Genomic DNA, 15,498 nt, shown 5'->3' with positions numbered 1-15,498 from the left:
GCGCCCCCGCCTTCCGCGCTACCGGCGGGGCCGCGTCCTTATGCTTACATCCGAGAGGCTAGAACCAGCCGAGCTCAGTGACCTTGTAGTAGACCATCTGCGACAGGGCAATGTAACCCCAGCCGTTCAAGTGCAGGCCGTCGGAGGAGTACAGGGACGGGGGAATCTGCCCGGCCTCGTAGGCCTTACGGTCTTTATCTGAAGACCAGACTCCTGAACCTGAAAGCGCCCCGTAGCGCAGCCAGGACTCCTGGGTTGTATCCCTCAGGTAGGTTTCGGGGTTCATAAATCGGTTACCGTAGGTTTCAGCCGCCCAGGCATTATAGGCGCGGGCCTGCTTAATACGTTCAGAGTCGGCACCGTCGTCCCGGGAGGCAAAGTGGCCCATAACAAGGGTATGCTCCGGAGCCAGGGCATAGCAGTTCTCGGTATCCTTTTGGATCTGGGCCAGGTCGTTCATGTTGTTCCGGCCGATCTGGAGCACATGGTAGGAAGAACGGCTGATCATCTCTTGGTAGGAGTGGAACCAGGCAGCCGGGCTCTGGGCCGGGGCGTAGATTTCCTCACCCGGGGTGATCCTGGTGAAGATGTAGCTACCCTCTGTGCCCCCTGCCCGTAGGACGCCCGCTACCGCACCCACATAGCCAGGAAGGTAGGCTGAAGAGCCCCAGGCAAGACTGGGCTCTGACAGGGTGACCTCTACAGACCCGCTGGCAGGAATACGGTCGTGAGGGAAGGAAAGCTTATAGATATTCTTGGCCACCCCTCGGCGGGCCGCAATCATAGAAGAGGTCTCGCCGCCACGCCCAAATTTGAGGACGGGAACTGAAAGGTAGCCCGATAGCAGGGCATCAAGGGTCGCATTGAAGCCCGCAGGCACACCCTGGTTGGCCTGGGCACCCTCAAAGGAAGAGCTACCCCACAGGGCTAGGGAGGGGCCGGTTACTGCGGGGTAGGTGAGGTCAGCTGGGAAGGCTGGGGCGGTGGCATCGGTAGCGTGTGCTGAGCTGCTGAGGACGGCTCCGCCGGCGGCGGTGGCAACACCGGCCACACCTGTGATCGCTGCAAAGCGCATGAGGCCACGGCGGCTGGTCTGAAGTCCTTGCTGGTCAAGGGAGGTCATGGCGTTTGTAGTCTGCTTTCTGTGACGAGGTCGTCGTGGATTCATTCGATGATTGTGGTGATGCTGCTTCTTCATAGTAGTTAGAATTGAGGCTGATTATCTAGGGAGGACGCCGTGTCATTACTTACGAACCGCTGTGTAAAAGGGCTCGCTGTGCTTGGTTGTTTCACAGCTTTAGGGCTGGCCGGGTGTTCTTCGCAGCCTCAGAACTTTGATGAGCTGACTGCTGAGACCGCTAAGACCGAGCATCTTGATGCCCTGCAGTCCTGGATTTTCCCGCCTGCTGAAGCTGAGTCTGCCCGCCGGGCTTTTGTGGAGCGCTGTGTGGCTGAGGCCGGCGGCAGCTACAAGGAGCCTGAGGTCGGGGTGACCCTGGGTTCAGCCGTCTACACGGGCCGCACCACCGAGGAGCTGAAGACCTCCGGTTACGGCCAGCTGCCTGCCGCTGAGGGCCGGGCGACCGCTAGCTTTGACGAGGCGGGGCTGGATGCCTACCTGGGTAAGGACGGCGAAACCTTCACCGTGACCTTCATGGAGTACTCCAGCGGCGAGCTGAACTCGGCTGGCTGTATGGCCCAGAGCTACGAGTACATCTACGGCTCTGTAGAAAGCGGTGTGAAGGCGGCCCTGCTGGCCCCCGAGTTCGCCCAGGCTATTGAGACCAGCCTGCGGGCCGATGAGAACTACCTGGCCTTGCAGGAGTCGTGGGCTACCTGCATGAAGGACGCGGGGTTTGGCCAGGCCTCGAGCACCGACCAGGCAGCCTATAGCGCTAGCCTGCTGGGTGCCGATAGCGCTGAGAAGATGCTACAGGCCGATATTTCCTGCCGTGAGAGCATTTCGTTTGACTCGTCGATCACCGACCTGAAGAACTCTTACTATGAGGCTGTCTACCAGCGTCTTGAGCAGTTCTCTGAAGAGCTTGAGGCTACCCACGCCACAGCTGGGGAGCGGGTCGCTGCTGATAAGACCGACCCCAAGAACACCTCACCAGTGACGGTACCTACCCCCACCGCTAGCCCCTCTGCCAGCTAAGGGTAGGGGTAGGCGTCCTTTTTCTGAAGGGGACAGATGCCCGCCCCCGCCCTGCTAGTTCACCTCCTGCAGGGCGGCAACCGGCGGTATGCGGGAGGCTGACCTGGCCGGGAAAAAGACCGTGGCCCAGGCCAGGGCAAGGCCGCCTACGATAACCGCTAGGTAGTGCCAGGCCTGCACGCTGTAGACCAGGTTGAAATTGTTGACAGCAAAAACCTGGAGCATGAGCAGAGCGGTGATAAGGCCGGCTCCTGCACCCCAGATGAGGGCGAAGACAGCTAGTAGCAGGGTTTCGTAGCTGACGGCAGCCTGCAATCGACGGCTGGAGAGGCCATTGATGCGAAGTAGGGCGTAGGACCTGCGCCGCTGCTGGGTGCTCAGTAACTGGGTGTTGGCAAGTCCCACGAGCGAGACCAACAGTGAGGCCGATAGAAGACCCAGAACAGCCCAGAGAACTAAGCGCATATTATCCTGCACGCTGGCTTTTTCGGTGGCTACGCCCGAAAGTTCACCCGCATCGAGGCCGGTGATTTCGGCGATGGGGTTGAGCACCGAGAAGCGGTCGCTCCAGCTGATGCCGGGGGCAAAATCGACTAGGAGCAGGCCTGCCTCGGTGTTCTCTCCGGTGGGGTCTACCAGGCCTGTGCCGCTGATGAGGTTGCCGTTCTGCGTGGTGATGAGGAAGCCGCGCAGCGTATCGGGGGTGATGCTGACGGTGAGTTCTATAGCGTCACGGGTTCCTTCGATGTAGAGCTGCTGGCCCTCCTGTACCCCGAAGGAGTCTGCATAGGCCTGGCTCAGCAGCACCGTCTGCTCTGTCAGCTTCTGGCCGGTTTGTTCACCGTGTAGGCGGGTGAGGGTTTCGGGGTCTACGGAGTAGACCGTTGTGCTGAACCAGCTATCGGACGAGGTCACCACACTACCCTGGGGCAGGGCCACAAGGGCGGCGTCCACACCGTCGAGTTGGGAAACCTGGCGCTCTATCTCCTGTAGCCGGGCAACATCCGGTTCTGCAAGTACCGCTTCAACGTCGTAGGGGTAGTTGCGGTCTAGTTCTGCCATGAAGCTCTGCTGCATGGTGGAATAACCGGTGAGGGCTGCACTGATGAAGGCCGCGCAGATGAAGACCATACGGACGGTCACGGAGGCGGACGCCCGTGACTGAGCGATATTGCTGTGGGCCAGGGCCGCGGTGGAGTAGGGCCGAGCAAAGCCCCGGAGTAGGGCGATGCCCGGCGCGACGAGCAGGGGAGCTGCCACCACAAAGGTAAGGGCGGCCAAAACCGTAGCCAGCATAATTAGTCCCGCATGGCTCTCCTGAAGCCCGGCTAGGGCGCAGGCTACCGTAGTCAGGGTGAGAATAAGGCAGAAGCCGATATAAGCCCAGGTGTGCCTGGTGCGGGGAGAGTTCGAAAAATCCTGGTAGCCGTTGAGCGCCGCTACCGGTGGTATAGCTCGGGTTGCCCAGACCGGCTTGAGCACGGCGGCGAGGGTAACGAACGTGCAGACCAGCATAGCGAGAGCACCCGCTAGCGGGTTAAAGGTGATGCGGCCACTTTCGTTGAACACTAGAGCGGCAAGGTAGGCGGTGATGATACCGGCGAGAGAGGAGAGCGCACCGAGGGCAGCTGCCTCAACCAGGAGCATACGCACCACCGCTAGGCGGGTAGCGCCCAGGGTGCGGAGCAGGGCTAGCTCACGGGAGCGGGCTGCTGCATGCACCTTGTAGGTGCTGGCGATGATGAAGGAACTCATGAGAAGCGAGAGGGCCCCAAAGCCGAAGAGAATAGAGAGCAGGGCGGTGTAGCTGCCCACTTCCTTGCCGACATCGTTTCTGATTTGTTCCTCAACTGATGAGACTGTAAGGCCGGGGGAGTTGGCAAGAGCCTGCTTGAGCTCTGCTAAGGACGTAGAGGCAGGGTCTTTGAGCTTCAGAAGAACCTGTTCGTAGATGCCGTCGCTACTGTCCCAATAGGTCCGACTGCGTTCGACGTAGGTTTTTACTCCGGTACCCGGTGTAAAGACCATATCTGGTCCTGCTCTGTAGCCTGCGGGGTGTTCGTAGATACCGGTGACGGTGTAGACCGCCTGGGGAAGAGACTCCATCAGGTCGGTCTGCTCGGTTATGGTAGAAAGATCATCGAGGACGACCGTCCCGCCCACCCCTATAGAGAGAGCTTCGGCTGCCCGGTCGGTAATCACTATCTGATGGTCGGACGTCGGCAGGCTGCCCTCTGTCAGGGAGTAGGGGAAGAAGGTCTCGGCTGGCATATCGGCTTGGATGATGCTGTAGGTGCCACCTTCACTTTCACCCTGAGCCGGCAGGTAAATAACGGAGTAGGTAGCGACCAGCGTCCAGGTCGACTCGATCATGGGTAGGTTTGCTATTCGGTCGGCTTGCTCTTGGCTGAGATGGTAGTTAGTGATGTCCCCTTCGGAGAACCTATCGGTAGTTTCGACAACGGCATCGGCGGTGGAGTACTTCTGGCCTGCTTCCTGCCGCACCTCGTCATAGAAGGAGGTATTAATCAGCAGTACGGACGTGAGAAAGAAGGCTGAAATCGCGATGCCGATGGAGGTCAGAGCAAAACGTAGGCGGTGCTTGCCCAGGTTAGAAAAGGCAACGGTGCTTAGGGTGGTTGCCATGCTAGTCACCCAACCTTGCGAGAGCTGAGAGCACGCTGGTCTGGGTGGGGGCTTCGAGCCCACCGGCTAGCTGGCCGTCCTTGAGCAAGAGCACCCGGTCAGCATAGGAGGCCGCGAGCGGATCATGGGTCACCATCAGAATGGTCTGCCCCTGTTCCCGGCTGGCCTGCTGGAGAAGCCCCAGCACCTCGGTACTGGTCGCCGAGTCGAGGGCGCCGGTGGGTTCGTCCGCAAAAATGACGGCCGGGCGCGGGAGCAGGGCCCGGGCGATTGCCACCCGTTGCTGCTGCCCACCGGAGAGCTGGGAGGGCAGGTGCTTGAGGCGGTCCTCAAGGCCCAGGGTGCGTATTAGCTCGTCGCGCCAGATGGTATCAACCGCCATCTTAGCCAGCCCCAGGGGCAGCTCCATATTCTGGGCCGCTGTGAGCGTGGGTATCAGGTTGAAGGTCTGAAAAATAAAGCCGATATTACGGGCCCGGAACTCAGCTAGGGCGGCGTCCTTGAGCCCCGTCAGCTCTACGCCCTTGACCTGTACGGACGTCTGCTCCCCGGGGTCGGGGGCATCAAGGGTTGCCAGGGTGTGCAGCAGGGTCGACTTGCCGGAGCCAGAGGGGCCCATGATGGCCGTGAACTTGCCCCGCTCAAAATCAATGGAAATGTTGCGCAGGGCGTGCACGGGGGACTCACCCGTGTAGGTTTTAGAAAGATTCCGGGCAGAAACAGCGATAGGAATAGTGTGTGAGGTGCTCATATGCCCAGTATGACAAGGCAGTGGGGCAGGGCACATCGCACTAGGGAGTGAAGCGAAAGGGGCGGGCCTCATACCTAGGTATGAAAATAGGTTCCGCAGACTCACGCTCGGTGCCGACCCTAGAACATATAAGTGTCGAAGGTTAGACCAGCCCCGCCTCGTAGGCAATAATCACTGCCTGCACACGGTCGCGGGCCTCAAGCTTAGCCAGAATATGCGAGACGTGGGTTTTAACGGTCGCCTCAGACACAAAGAGCTGCTGGGCCATCTCACCGTTCGACAGGCCCTGGGCAATGAGCAAGAAGAGCTCGCGCTCGCGGTTGGTCAGGCTGGCAATTTTGTCGGCGTGCTTTTGGGGCGGCTGCTGGGGCGCGCCACCTGCCAGATGGGGAATCATCTGTTCGAGCAGCCGCTTGGTGGCGCTGGGGGCGATGACGGCGTCCCCGCGCTGCACCGTCCGAATCGCCCCGAGAAGCTGCTCGGGTGGGGCGTCCTTGAGCAGGAAGCCGCTGGCCCCGCGTTGCACCGCGGCGTACACATAGTCGTCGATATCGAAGGTGGTCAGCATGACTACCTTGACCTCCGGGTGGGCGGCGATGATAGCGCCGGTGGCTTCGATACCATCGAGCACCGGCATGCGCACGTCCATGAGCACTACATCAGGCCCCAGCCCCGCAGCTTGCAGCTCGGTGACCAGCTCGATTGCCTGCTGGCCGTCCCCGGCCTGGGCCACCACCTGCATATCGACCTGCGACCCAATCAGCATAGCCAGGCCAGAACGCACCAACTGCTGGTCATCTACAAGAAGAACTCTAATCACGGTTTTACTCTATCGCTCCTGATTATTATTAGGTGGCTGGTTCTTATTCAAACGGGTTTAGGGCACGAAGGGAATCTGGGCAAAAACCCTAAAAGAACCATCGGCTAGGCGGCCGTAGTGCAGGGTGCCGTTGTACATATCAACTCGCTCGCGCATGCCCAGCAGCCCCCGGCGGGCACCAGGCAGGGGCTCGGTGGGCTCGGCCTGGGGCTGGTTGGTGATGCCGATATCCAGGGTCTGCTTACCCTCGCTAATAGCGACGGTCACCAGGGGAGTGCCCGGGCAGTGCTTGGCCACGTTGGTCAGAGCTTCTTGCACAATACGGTAGATGGTCAGGTCGGCACCCTGCGGTAGTTTCTCTTCAACCCCCGATACCGCGCTAAAGCGCACCGGTATGCCCAGTTTCTGGGTTTGCTCAATGAGCTGGGGGACGTTGTGCAGGGCCGGGAGGGGCTCAACGGTAGTGCCCTCATCGGTGCGCAGGACCCCCAGCAGGGTGCGCATCTGTTGTAGGGACGACCGGGCCGCCTCAGAAATTGTACCCAGGGCGGCGAGCTCCACGGGCTCATTCTGCGCGGACGCCCCCGCCCCGCTCCCAGCCTGCTGGGCGGCGGCAGCGTAGCGGGCGCCGTCCGCCTGGGCAATGATGACAGACAGCGAATGAGCCACGATGTCGTGCATTTCTCGGGCAATGCGGGCCCGCTCATCGAGGGCGGCAAGGGCCCGCTCCTGCTCGCGCTCGTGTTCTAGCTGGCGGTTGCGCTCAATCAGGGCCCGGTGGCGGTTCTCGCGCAGGCGCCGGGAGTCGCCAAAGAACCAGGCGATAGTCACGATAGCCGCGCAGATAAAAGCGGCAGTCAACGCCGTAATGTTGAACTCGAGAGCGGTGGGGTTATAGACCAAAAAAGCGCGGGCGAAAACAAAGCCACCAATGGCTGAGGCCAACAGAGCCGCAATAAAGGTGCCAATACGAACAGGTCTCGAAAAATAACGCACCAGGTGGTAGACCATCACCGGGGCAGCCCACCAGGAACCTACCGCCGGGTACTGGGCGGGTATGGTGATGAGAAGCGATACCACGACCAGAACCACGACCAGAATCGGCCGGGAATACCTGAAATAGAGACTCGACGTAGCAACCAGCCAGGCCACTATGTAAATCAGCGCCCAGGTGCCCTCCACCATGGCAAGACCAAAGGCAAGTGTTAACACCAGGGTCAGTATTTGCCCCAGGGCAACAGCAAGCGCATTGACCAGCTTCTTCCGGCGCTGGGTAGTAGCCAGTTCTATCTGTAGGGTATCCACCCTCCTAAGTCTAAAAGCCGCCGCAGCCCCGGGAAGGCGGTGGCGGGCGTCCGCACCCCAAATTCATACCGCAGTATGAGCGCCTAGCACCACCGGCGGGGCAGTTTCGGTAGGCTTATACCCATGCAGTACATCTCAACCCGCGACACCACCAGCACCTCCGCCAAGTTCACCGATATTCTGCTCGGCGGTCTTGCCCCCGATGGCGGCCTCTACCTGCCCGAAACCTACCCCACCCTCGACGACGCCACTCTGACCCGCTGGCGTGCTGTGCTTACTGAGGAAGGCTATGCGGCGCTCGCAGCTGAGGTACTGCAGCTTTTCATCGACGATATTCCTGCTGAAGACATCAAGGCTATGACCGCCCGGGCTTACTCCTACCCCAAGTTCGCCTCAGAAGAGATTGTTCCTGTAACTGAACTGGAACCCGGTATCCTGATCGGCCACCTGTCTGAGGGCCCCACCGCCGCCTTTAAGGACATGGCCATGCAGCTGCTGGGTGAGTTCTTCGAATACGAGCTGGGCCGCCGCGGCGAAACCCTCAACATTGTGGGGGCAACCTCGGGTGATACCGGTTCATCTGCCGAATACGCCATGCGCGGCCGCCCCGGCATCAAGGTCTTCATGCTCACCCCCGCCGGGCGCATGACCCCCTTCCAACAGGCCCAGATGTTCGGCCTGGACGACGAAAACATCTTCAACGTCGCCCTCGACGGCGTCTTCGATGACTGTCAGGACGTCGTCAAAGCCATCTCAGCTGACGCCGCCTTTAAGGCTGACAAGCGCATCGGTGCGGTGAACTCCATTAACTGGGCCCGCCTGATGGCTCAGATCGTCTACTACGTTTCTTCCTGGATTCGCGCCACCGAAAGCAACGACCAGAAGGTTTCCTTCTGCGTGCCCACCGGTAACTTTGGTGATATCTGCGCCGGCCATATCGCCCGCCAGATGGGCCTACCTATCGACCGTTTGATTGTTGCCACCAACGAGAACGACGTGCTCGACGAATTCTTCCGCACCGGCGACTACCGGGTGCGTTCTTCGGCTGATACTTACGAGACGTCCAGCCCCTCCATGGATATCTCCCGTGCGTCTAACTTTGAGCGCTTCATCTACGACCTGCTAGGCCGTGACGCTGAGCGTACCGCCGACCTCTTCGGTCTTAAAGTGCGCCAGGGCGGCTTCTCCCTGACCGATGACCCTGCCTTTGCTCAGGCTGCTGAGCGCTACGGCTTTGCCTCGGGCCGCTCAACCCACGCCGACCGCGTCGCCACCATCCGCGATGCCAACGAGCGCCTGGGCGTGCTACTTGACCCCCATACTGCGGACGGTGTCAAGGTCGCTCGCGACTGGGCAGAGAAGGTTGATACCCCCATCATCTGCCTGGAAACCGCCCTGCCCGTCAAGTTCGCCGAAACTATTCTTGAAGCTACCGGCGCCGAGCCCGCTATTCCTGAGCGTTTTGCCGGCATCATGGACGCCGACCGCCACGTCATCGACCTGCCCAACGAGGTAGAGGCGGTCAAGGAGCTGATTGAGAAGAACGTCTAACCGTTCACTCACCTCTTAGTGAACCACATGTCGTGTTGAGCCCCGATTAAAGTCTGGGGCTGGTGACAAGGCATGTGGTTTCTTGTTGCCGGGATGCTCGAACGCGTGAGTTTCTCGGCATAAGTCTTGAAAAGATAGACTCACGCGAGTATGGTGCAACTGTAATGACACTGTAATAACAGGAGCACTCATGACTGATGCAACAATTTCCTTCCGCACCGATAGCGCTACCAAAGAAGAAGTGCGAAAACTCTACAGCGACCTCGGCCTCGACCTTAGCACTGCACTGAATATGTTCCTTAAGCAGTCGCTCGTTGATAACGGTCTGCCTTTTACTCCCCACCGCGAGAACCCTCTCAATGTACGAGCCCGTCAGGAAGCTGAGCAGCGGCACGGGAAAACCTTCACATCGGTTGAGGCTCTCATGGCTGATTTGACCGATGCTGACTAGAATTCACCGAACCAGCCAGTTCAAAAGAGATGCCAAAGCACTCTTTCGAAAGCACTACAAGCCCGAAAAGCTTGCCACGGCTGTTGAAGCGCTTTTAGCTGAAGACCGTGACGTGCTCTCCACTAAATACAAGGATCATGCACTCAAGGGGAACTGGAAGGGCTATCGAGAACTACACATTGAAGGGGACTGGCTGCTGATTTACAAGGTGGAACGAGAAGAGCTTCTTCTCGTTCTAACCCGCACAGGTAGTCATGACACGCTCTTCTAACGTTTTGTTTTATAGTGTGGCTATGGAACAAGAAAAAGAGTTCTTTGCAACGGTATTGCGCCTGGCCAAGCCCCACACCCCAAGCGATCGTGAACCGAATACAGCAGAACGTGAGGCAGCAATTGCTGCCCTTGAAGAAGCTCAGATTGAACAGACCTGCGACTGCGGCACCTGCCTCACCTACAACCTGCTTTACCCGGGCGAGCCCATCAACCAGGACCTGCCCCGCACCTACCTATCCGTAGGCACCCAGGACGGGGACGCGCTCGTCCTCGCCCATCTAACAGGCAGCAGGCTCACCACTCTAGAAGTAGCCCCCACAGGCAATAAGCCGGTAGCGGCCCTACCAGCTACCGACCACCTCACACCCTAGATCAATATATGAAACCACCAGTCAAAATATGGGCAAAGCTGCGCTCGCAGGACTAGCCTTAAACCATGACTGAAAACAGCTCCATCAACCTGGCAGTAATCCCCGGCGACGGCATCGGCCCCGAAGTAGTAGCCCAAGCCCACCGCGTCCTCACCCGCGCCGCCGAACTCGACAACATCACTGTCACCTCCACCGAATACCCCCTCGGTGCAGAACACTGGCTCGCCACCGGTCAGACCCTCACCGAAGAGACCAAGACCGCACTCGCCCAGCACGACGCCATCCTCTTCGGCGCCGTCGGTGCCGACCCGCGCTCGTCCGCCGTGCCCAGCGGCCTGATCGAACGAGAAATCCTGCTCAACCTGCGTTTCTCCTTTGATCACTACATCAACCTACGCCCCTCCCGTCTCTTCCCCGGCGCTGTATCACCCCTGAGCAACCCCGGCGATATTGACTTTGTGGTCGTACGTGAAGGTACCGAAGGCCCCTACGCTGGTAACGGCGGTGTGCTCCGCGCCGGAACCGACGCCGAAATCGCCACCGAAGTCTCGGTCAACACCGCCTACGGCATCGAGCGCCTAGTGCGCTACGCCTTCGAACTGGCAGCTAGCCGCGAGAAGAAAAAACTGACCCTGATTCACAAGACCAACGTGCTGGTCAACGCCGGTGCCCTCTACACCCGTATCTTCAACAAGGTCGCCGAAGAATACCCCCAGGTCACCACCGACTACCTGCACATCGACGCAGCCACCATCTTCTTCACCACCGACCCCGCCCGCTTCGACGTGATCGTCACCGATAACCTCTTCGGCGACATCCTCACCGACCAGGCAGGGGCCATCACCGGCGGCATCGGCTACGCAGCCTGCGGCAACATCAACGCCGACGGCACCTACCCCTCCATGTTCGAACCCGTGCACGGCTCAGCCCCAGACATCGCCGGGCAGAACAAGGCCAACCCGACCGCCACCGTCCTGGCCGCTGCCATGCTCCTGCGCCACCTGGGGCACGAGACCAGTGCCGCCCGCATCGAACAGGCAGTAGAAGCAGACCTCGCAGCCAACCCCGGCGCAACCCGCGCCACCGACGAAATAGGCGATGCAATCCTCGCCCAGCTCCACTAAAACGCCAGCACCCCACCGAAAACCGGTGGGGTCTTGCGTAAGCTAGCTAACAGAGCACAAGCCCCTGGGCTACCCTAGAATACAGACCCCACGACACCGTTTGAAGGATGAGCATGTCACTCGAATTCACCATCAACCGTAACCCTAACCCCGCCAGCGACGAACGCCGCGCCGAAATTCTCGCCAACCCCGGCTTCGGCAACTTCTTCACCGACCACATGGTGCGCATCGACTGGCGCGGCACCCACACCGACGGCGGCGAATGGACCAACGCCCAGGTTCTGCCCTACGGCCCCCTGAGCCTGGACCCAGCGGCGTCCGTCTTCCACTACGGCCAGGAAATCTTTGAGGGCATCAAGGCCTACCGCCAGGCGGACGGGTCCATCACCACCTTCCGCCCCGAAGAGAACGCTTCTCGTCTGAACAAGTCAGCTGACCGCCTGGTGCTGCCTAACCTGCCCGAAGAGCTCTTCGTTGAGGCAATCCGCCAGCTGGTGACTATCGACGCTGACTGGGTTCCCTCCGGTGAGGGCGAATCCCTCTACCTGCGCCCCTTCATGATTGCTACCGAGGCTTTCTTGGGTATTCGCCCGGCGCACGAGGTTTCCTTCTTTATCATTGCGTCCCCCGCCGGTAACTACTTCGGCACCCCCAAGCCCGTCGATATCTGGCTTTCAACCACCTACGCCCGCGCTGGCGTGGGCGGCACCGGCGAGGCCAAGTGCGGCGGCAACTACGCGGCCTCTCTGGCCGCCCAGCTGGAGGGTGAGGCCCAGGGCTGCAAGCAGGTCATCTTCAAGGACCCCAACCGCGATGACGCCATTGAAGAGCTGGGCGGCATGAACGTTTTCTTCGTCTACAAGGACGGACGCATCGTCACCCCCGAGCTGACCGGCACGATCCTGCGCGGTGTGACCCGCAAGTCCATCATCAAGCTGGCTCAGGACCGCGGCCACACCGTTGAGGAACGCAAGATTACCCTGAGCGAGTGGCGCGAGGGCGTAGCTTCTGGTGAGATTACCGAGATTTTTGCCTGCGGTACCGCTGCCGTCATTACCCCCGTGGGTAAGCTCAAGGCCGCTGACTTTGAAATCCCCTCAGCTTCTGGCGCGGACGGCGGTGAGGTCACCATGGCCCTGCGCGAAGAGCTGGTAGGTATTCAGACCGGTAAGGTCGAGGACCGCCTGGGCTGGAACGTGAAGCTGGTCTAGCCTGCCCCTTGCCGGTTAGTGCAGGGCGGGCAGTGTCAGGACGCCCGTCAGACCCAGTTGCACGCAGAAGGCTTCGTCGTGGCTGACCACCAGCAGGGCACCCTCATAAGAGGCTAGCGCCTGGATTAGCCAGTCCACCGAGGCCATATCGAGGTTGTTGGTGGGCTCGTCCAGAATCAGCAGCTGGGGCGCCGGGCTGGCCAAAAGGACGGTTGCCAGGGCCACTCGGAAGCGCTCGCCACCGGAGAGAACCCCCACGGGCAGGTGCACCCGTTCCCGGCGGAAGAGCAGCCGGGCTAAATCATCGCGGACCTGCTGTTCGGTCAGCGTCGGGTTGGCTGCCATGACCAGCTGCAGCATGCTCTGGTCCTGGGGGAGTGCCAGCCGTTGGGGCAGGTAGCCGGTGTTCTCTACCCGGTAGTCGCAGGAGTAGCGGGCGGTGTCGCCTGCCTGCCCATCACCCATAATGGCCTTCAGCAGAGTGCTCTTACCCGACCCGTTAGCCCCAGCTAGCCGCAGACGCTCAGGGCCCCGGACAATCAGCCGCTCAGGCAGGGGAGTAGTAACAGCCGCCCCGTCGTCTGCCTGCTCCTGCTCACCCTGGTGGGGGTGGGCGTCCGCACCGGTACCCTGCCGCAGGGTGAGTTCCAGCACCCGTTTACCTGCTGGTACCCGGGTGCCGGGTAGGTCAAGGTAGATGGCCTGGTCCTCGCGGATATCCCGCTCCCGGGCCTGCCGGGTGGCAGTAGCAGAATCCAGTCTGCCCTGGTGGGTCTGCCGAATCTTGGCCGCTGACCGCTGGGCCGAGGAGGCTGCCAGCCCCATCGACATACGCGAGCCCCGACGGTTAGCCTTGGCGCTCGCCCCAGCCCGGGCCGCGCGGGCGAGCTTGGTTTCTGCCTCGATACGCTCCCGCTTTTCCTGCCGCTCAACCTGCTTGGCCTCGCGCAGGTGGCGGGCGGCGGCGTCCTGCTCGCTGTCGATGGCCTGCCGGTAGGCGCTGTAGTTACCGGTGAAAGATCGCAAGGTTCCCTGCCTGAGCTCCAGCACTTCATCAACCCGCTCGAGCAGGTCGCGGTCGTGGCTGACCACGAGCACGGGGCAAGACAGACTGTCTAGGATCCGGTAGAGGGTGGCGCGGGCGTCGGCGTCGAGGTTGTTGGTGGGCTCATCGAGTAGCAGGACGCCGGGGCGCGAGGCAACCAGTGCCGTGAGGGCAGCGGTGACGGCCTCGCCACCTGAGAGCGTACCGACGGTGCGCCGCATGAGGGCGCGGGCGTCGGTAGCGGCTAGGGCGGGGGAGAAACCGGACGCGGCCAGGGTAGCCTGGGCTTGCTCGGCGGCATCCCAGTTATCACCGATCCGGTCGTAGAGCTCTTCAGAGTAGTCGCCGGCTTCTAACGCGGTGAGGGCGTCGAGAATGTCTGTGATAGCGAAGAGGTCGGCGATGGTAGTCTGCGGGGTGAGCCCTAAATCCTGGGGCAGGTAGGCGACGGTACCGGGCTGGCTGATGCTACCGCTCGTTGGTTCTAGGGTGCCAGCTAGAAGCTTAAGCAGGGTTGATTTGCCGGAGCCGTTATCGCCGATGAGTGCTGTCACCGGGGCACTGACAGCGCCGGTGAGGTTTTCAAAGCAGGGGGTGCCGTCGGGCCAGATGAGGCTGAGGCTGTTAAAAGAAAGGTGGGGTTCAGATACGGAAATAGGCATGAGGGTGCGATCCATTCAGCGTCAAAGAGATGAGGTGCTGAAAACCGCGGTGAGAGGTTTCAGCATGGTCTAGAGAGCCGCTGAAAAATCCACTGGGGAGCCTTCCGTAGGGAACAAGAACTGGTGATTACTGTAGGGGAGCGGGGTGGACGTTGTCAACGACTTCTGAAATTCAGCCAGTACTGCCACTTTTTGCGAATGGACCAGAAAAGCGACGGTTGTATGTATTGAGATGAAGGAATTTGAGAGAAATCTGGTCCCTACTGAAAAGCGAGTAACCTGGTGCTCAAGTCCGGTAGTCTAGAACCATGCGCATTGCCCGATTTACCGTAGACGATACCCTGCACTTTGGCCTGGTTGAAGGTGAGCCCGGCGAAGAGACCATCACCGTCCTCTCCGGCGACCCCTTCTACACCGGCATTAACCCCACCGACAAGCGATACCCCATCGCCGACGTCCGCCTGCTTGCCCCCATTATTCCCCGCTCCAAGGTCATTGGTGTGGCCCGCAACTGGCGCGACCACGCGTCCGAACTGGGCAACGAAACCCCCACCACCCCCCAGTTCTTCTTCAAGCCCAATACCAGCGTCATCGGCCCCGGCGACCCCATCGCCCTGCCCGAATGGTCAGATAACGTCTCCTTCGAAGGTGAGCTCGCCGTCGTCATCGGCCGCATCGCCAAGTCCGTACCCCTGGACCGCGTGCCCGAAGTCATCTACGGCTTCACCGTCGCCAACGACCTGACCGCCCGCGACGCCCAAAAAACCGACATCCAGTGGGCCCGTGCCAAGGGCTTCGACGGCGCCTGCCCCCTCGGCCCCTGGATCGAAACCGACCTGGACACCGACGACCTCACCATCCAAACCTGGGTTGACGGCGACCTCAAACAGGACGGCACCACCGCCGACATGGTCTTCTCCGTTGCCGAACTCGTCGCCGCCGCCAGCGAATACTTCACCCTGCTGCCCGGCGACGTGATTCTCACCGGCACCCCCGCAGGGGTAGGACGCCTGAGCGCAGGTAACGAGGTCGAGATTGAGGTTGAGGGTATCGGCTCCCTCATCAACACCGTCCGCGCCGAGTAAACTAGAACCTACGAACAGCTTTCAACTAGAAAGGGATGTGCCCGC

14 protein-coding genes are annotated in these 15,498 nt (G+C 60.7%); 8 read left to right on the top strand and 6 right to left on the bottom strand.

Translation table 11 applies throughout. The annotated features are described in order from the left end of the window. Positions 1-58: 58 nt before the first annotated feature. Positions 59-1,123 carry a hypothetical protein gene (locus VSX42_RS05045; protein WP_326503245.1) on the bottom strand — a complete coding sequence of 355 codons (1,065 nt, stop codon included), beginning with the start codon at positions 1,121-1,123 and terminating at the stop codon, positions 59-61. Between the two features lie 153 nt (positions 1,124-1,276). Between VSX42_RS05045 and VSX42_RS05040 the strand changes: the two genes are divergently transcribed. Continuing rightward, complete coding sequence (locus tag VSX42_RS05040) at positions 1,277-2,158, top strand: hypothetical protein (RefSeq protein ID WP_326503244.1); 882 nt, start codon at positions 1,277-1,279, stop codon at positions 2,156-2,158. A 54-nt stretch (positions 2,159-2,212) separates the two neighbouring features. Here VSX42_RS05040 and VSX42_RS05035 read toward each other — a convergent pair whose 3' ends face one another. From VSX42_RS05035 to VSX42_RS05020, 4 genes are all read right to left on the bottom strand, one after another. Further along, entirely contained in the window at positions 2,213-4,804 is a 2,592-nt protein-coding gene (locus VSX42_RS05035; RefSeq protein ID WP_326503243.1) for an FtsX-like permease family protein, read from the bottom strand. Position 4,805: 1 nt separating this feature from the next. Continuing rightward, positions 4,806-5,555 carry an ABC transporter ATP-binding protein gene (locus tag VSX42_RS05030; protein ID WP_326503242.1) on the bottom strand — a complete coding sequence of 250 codons (750 nt, stop codon included), beginning with the start codon at positions 5,553-5,555 and terminating at the stop codon, positions 4,806-4,808. 142 nt (positions 5,556-5,697) lie between these two features. Then, positions 5,698-6,375 carry a response regulator transcription factor gene (locus tag VSX42_RS05025; RefSeq protein WP_326503241.1) on the bottom strand — a complete coding sequence of 226 codons (678 nt, stop codon included), beginning with the start codon at positions 6,373-6,375 and terminating at the stop codon, positions 5,698-5,700. A 57-nt stretch (positions 6,376-6,432) separates the two neighbouring features. Then, entirely contained in the window at positions 6,433-7,680 is a 1,248-nt protein-coding gene (locus VSX42_RS05020; protein ID WP_326503240.1) for a sensor histidine kinase, read from the bottom strand. Positions 7,681-7,803: 123 nt separating this feature from the next. On the opposite strand from VSX42_RS05020, the gene thrC reads away from it, so the two are divergent. The 6 genes from thrC to VSX42_RS04990 all read left to right on the top strand — a co-directional run bounded on the left by thrC (position 7,804) and on the right by VSX42_RS04990 (position 12,661). Beyond that, positions 7,804-9,231: a threonine synthase gene (thrC, locus tag VSX42_RS05015; protein WP_326503239.1), complete on the top strand. Its 1,428-nt coding sequence runs from the start codon at positions 7,804-7,806 to the stop codon at positions 9,229-9,231. A 190-nt stretch (positions 9,232-9,421) separates the two neighbouring features. Beyond that, positions 9,422-9,682, top strand: a complete 261-nt coding sequence (locus tag VSX42_RS05010) for a type II toxin-antitoxin system RelB/DinJ family antitoxin (RefSeq protein ID WP_237204488.1) — start codon at positions 9,422-9,424, stop codon at positions 9,680-9,682. Further along, the gene (locus VSX42_RS05005; RefSeq protein WP_326503238.1) at positions 9,672-9,953 is read left to right on the top strand and encodes a type II toxin-antitoxin system YafQ family toxin; all 282 of its coding nucleotides are present in this window, start codon (positions 9,672-9,674) and stop codon (positions 9,951-9,953) included. The genes VSX42_RS05010 and VSX42_RS05005 overlap by 11 nt, the downstream gene beginning before the upstream one ends. 22 nt (positions 9,954-9,975) lie before the next feature. Next, entirely contained in the window at positions 9,976-10,326 is a 351-nt protein-coding gene (locus VSX42_RS05000; protein WP_326503237.1) for a hypothetical protein, read from the top strand. 65 nt (positions 10,327-10,391) lie between these two features. Then, the gene (locus VSX42_RS04995; protein WP_326503236.1) at positions 10,392-11,450 is read left to right on the top strand and encodes a 3-isopropylmalate dehydrogenase; all 1,059 of its coding nucleotides are present in this window, start codon (positions 10,392-10,394) and stop codon (positions 11,448-11,450) included. A 113-nt stretch (positions 11,451-11,563) separates the two neighbouring features. Further along, the gene (locus VSX42_RS04990) at positions 11,564-12,661 is read left to right on the top strand and encodes a branched-chain amino acid aminotransferase (RefSeq protein ID WP_326503235.1); all 1,098 of its coding nucleotides are present in this window, start codon (positions 11,564-11,566) and stop codon (positions 12,659-12,661) included. Between the two features lie 15 nt (positions 12,662-12,676). Here VSX42_RS04990 and VSX42_RS04985 read toward each other — a convergent pair whose 3' ends face one another. Continuing rightward, on the bottom strand, positions 12,677-14,368 hold the full coding sequence (locus VSX42_RS04985; protein ID WP_326503234.1) for an ABC-F family ATP-binding cassette domain-containing protein: 1,692 nt from the start codon (positions 14,366-14,368) through the stop codon (positions 12,677-12,679). A 308-nt stretch (positions 14,369-14,676) separates the two neighbouring features. On the opposite strand from VSX42_RS04985, the gene VSX42_RS04980 reads away from it, so the two are divergent. After that, on the top strand, positions 14,677-15,453 hold the full coding sequence (locus VSX42_RS04980) for a fumarylacetoacetate hydrolase family protein (protein WP_237185915.1): 777 nt from the start codon (positions 14,677-14,679) through the stop codon (positions 15,451-15,453). Positions 15,454-15,498: the final 45 nt, after the last annotated feature.

Source organism: Rothia nasimurium, assembly GCF_035916755.1.
Classification (GTDB): domain Bacteria; phylum Actinomycetota; class Actinomycetes; order Actinomycetales; family Micrococcaceae; genus Rothia.
Note: the sequence above shows the minus strand (reverse complement) of the source record. Positions and strands in the feature narration are given on the sequence as shown.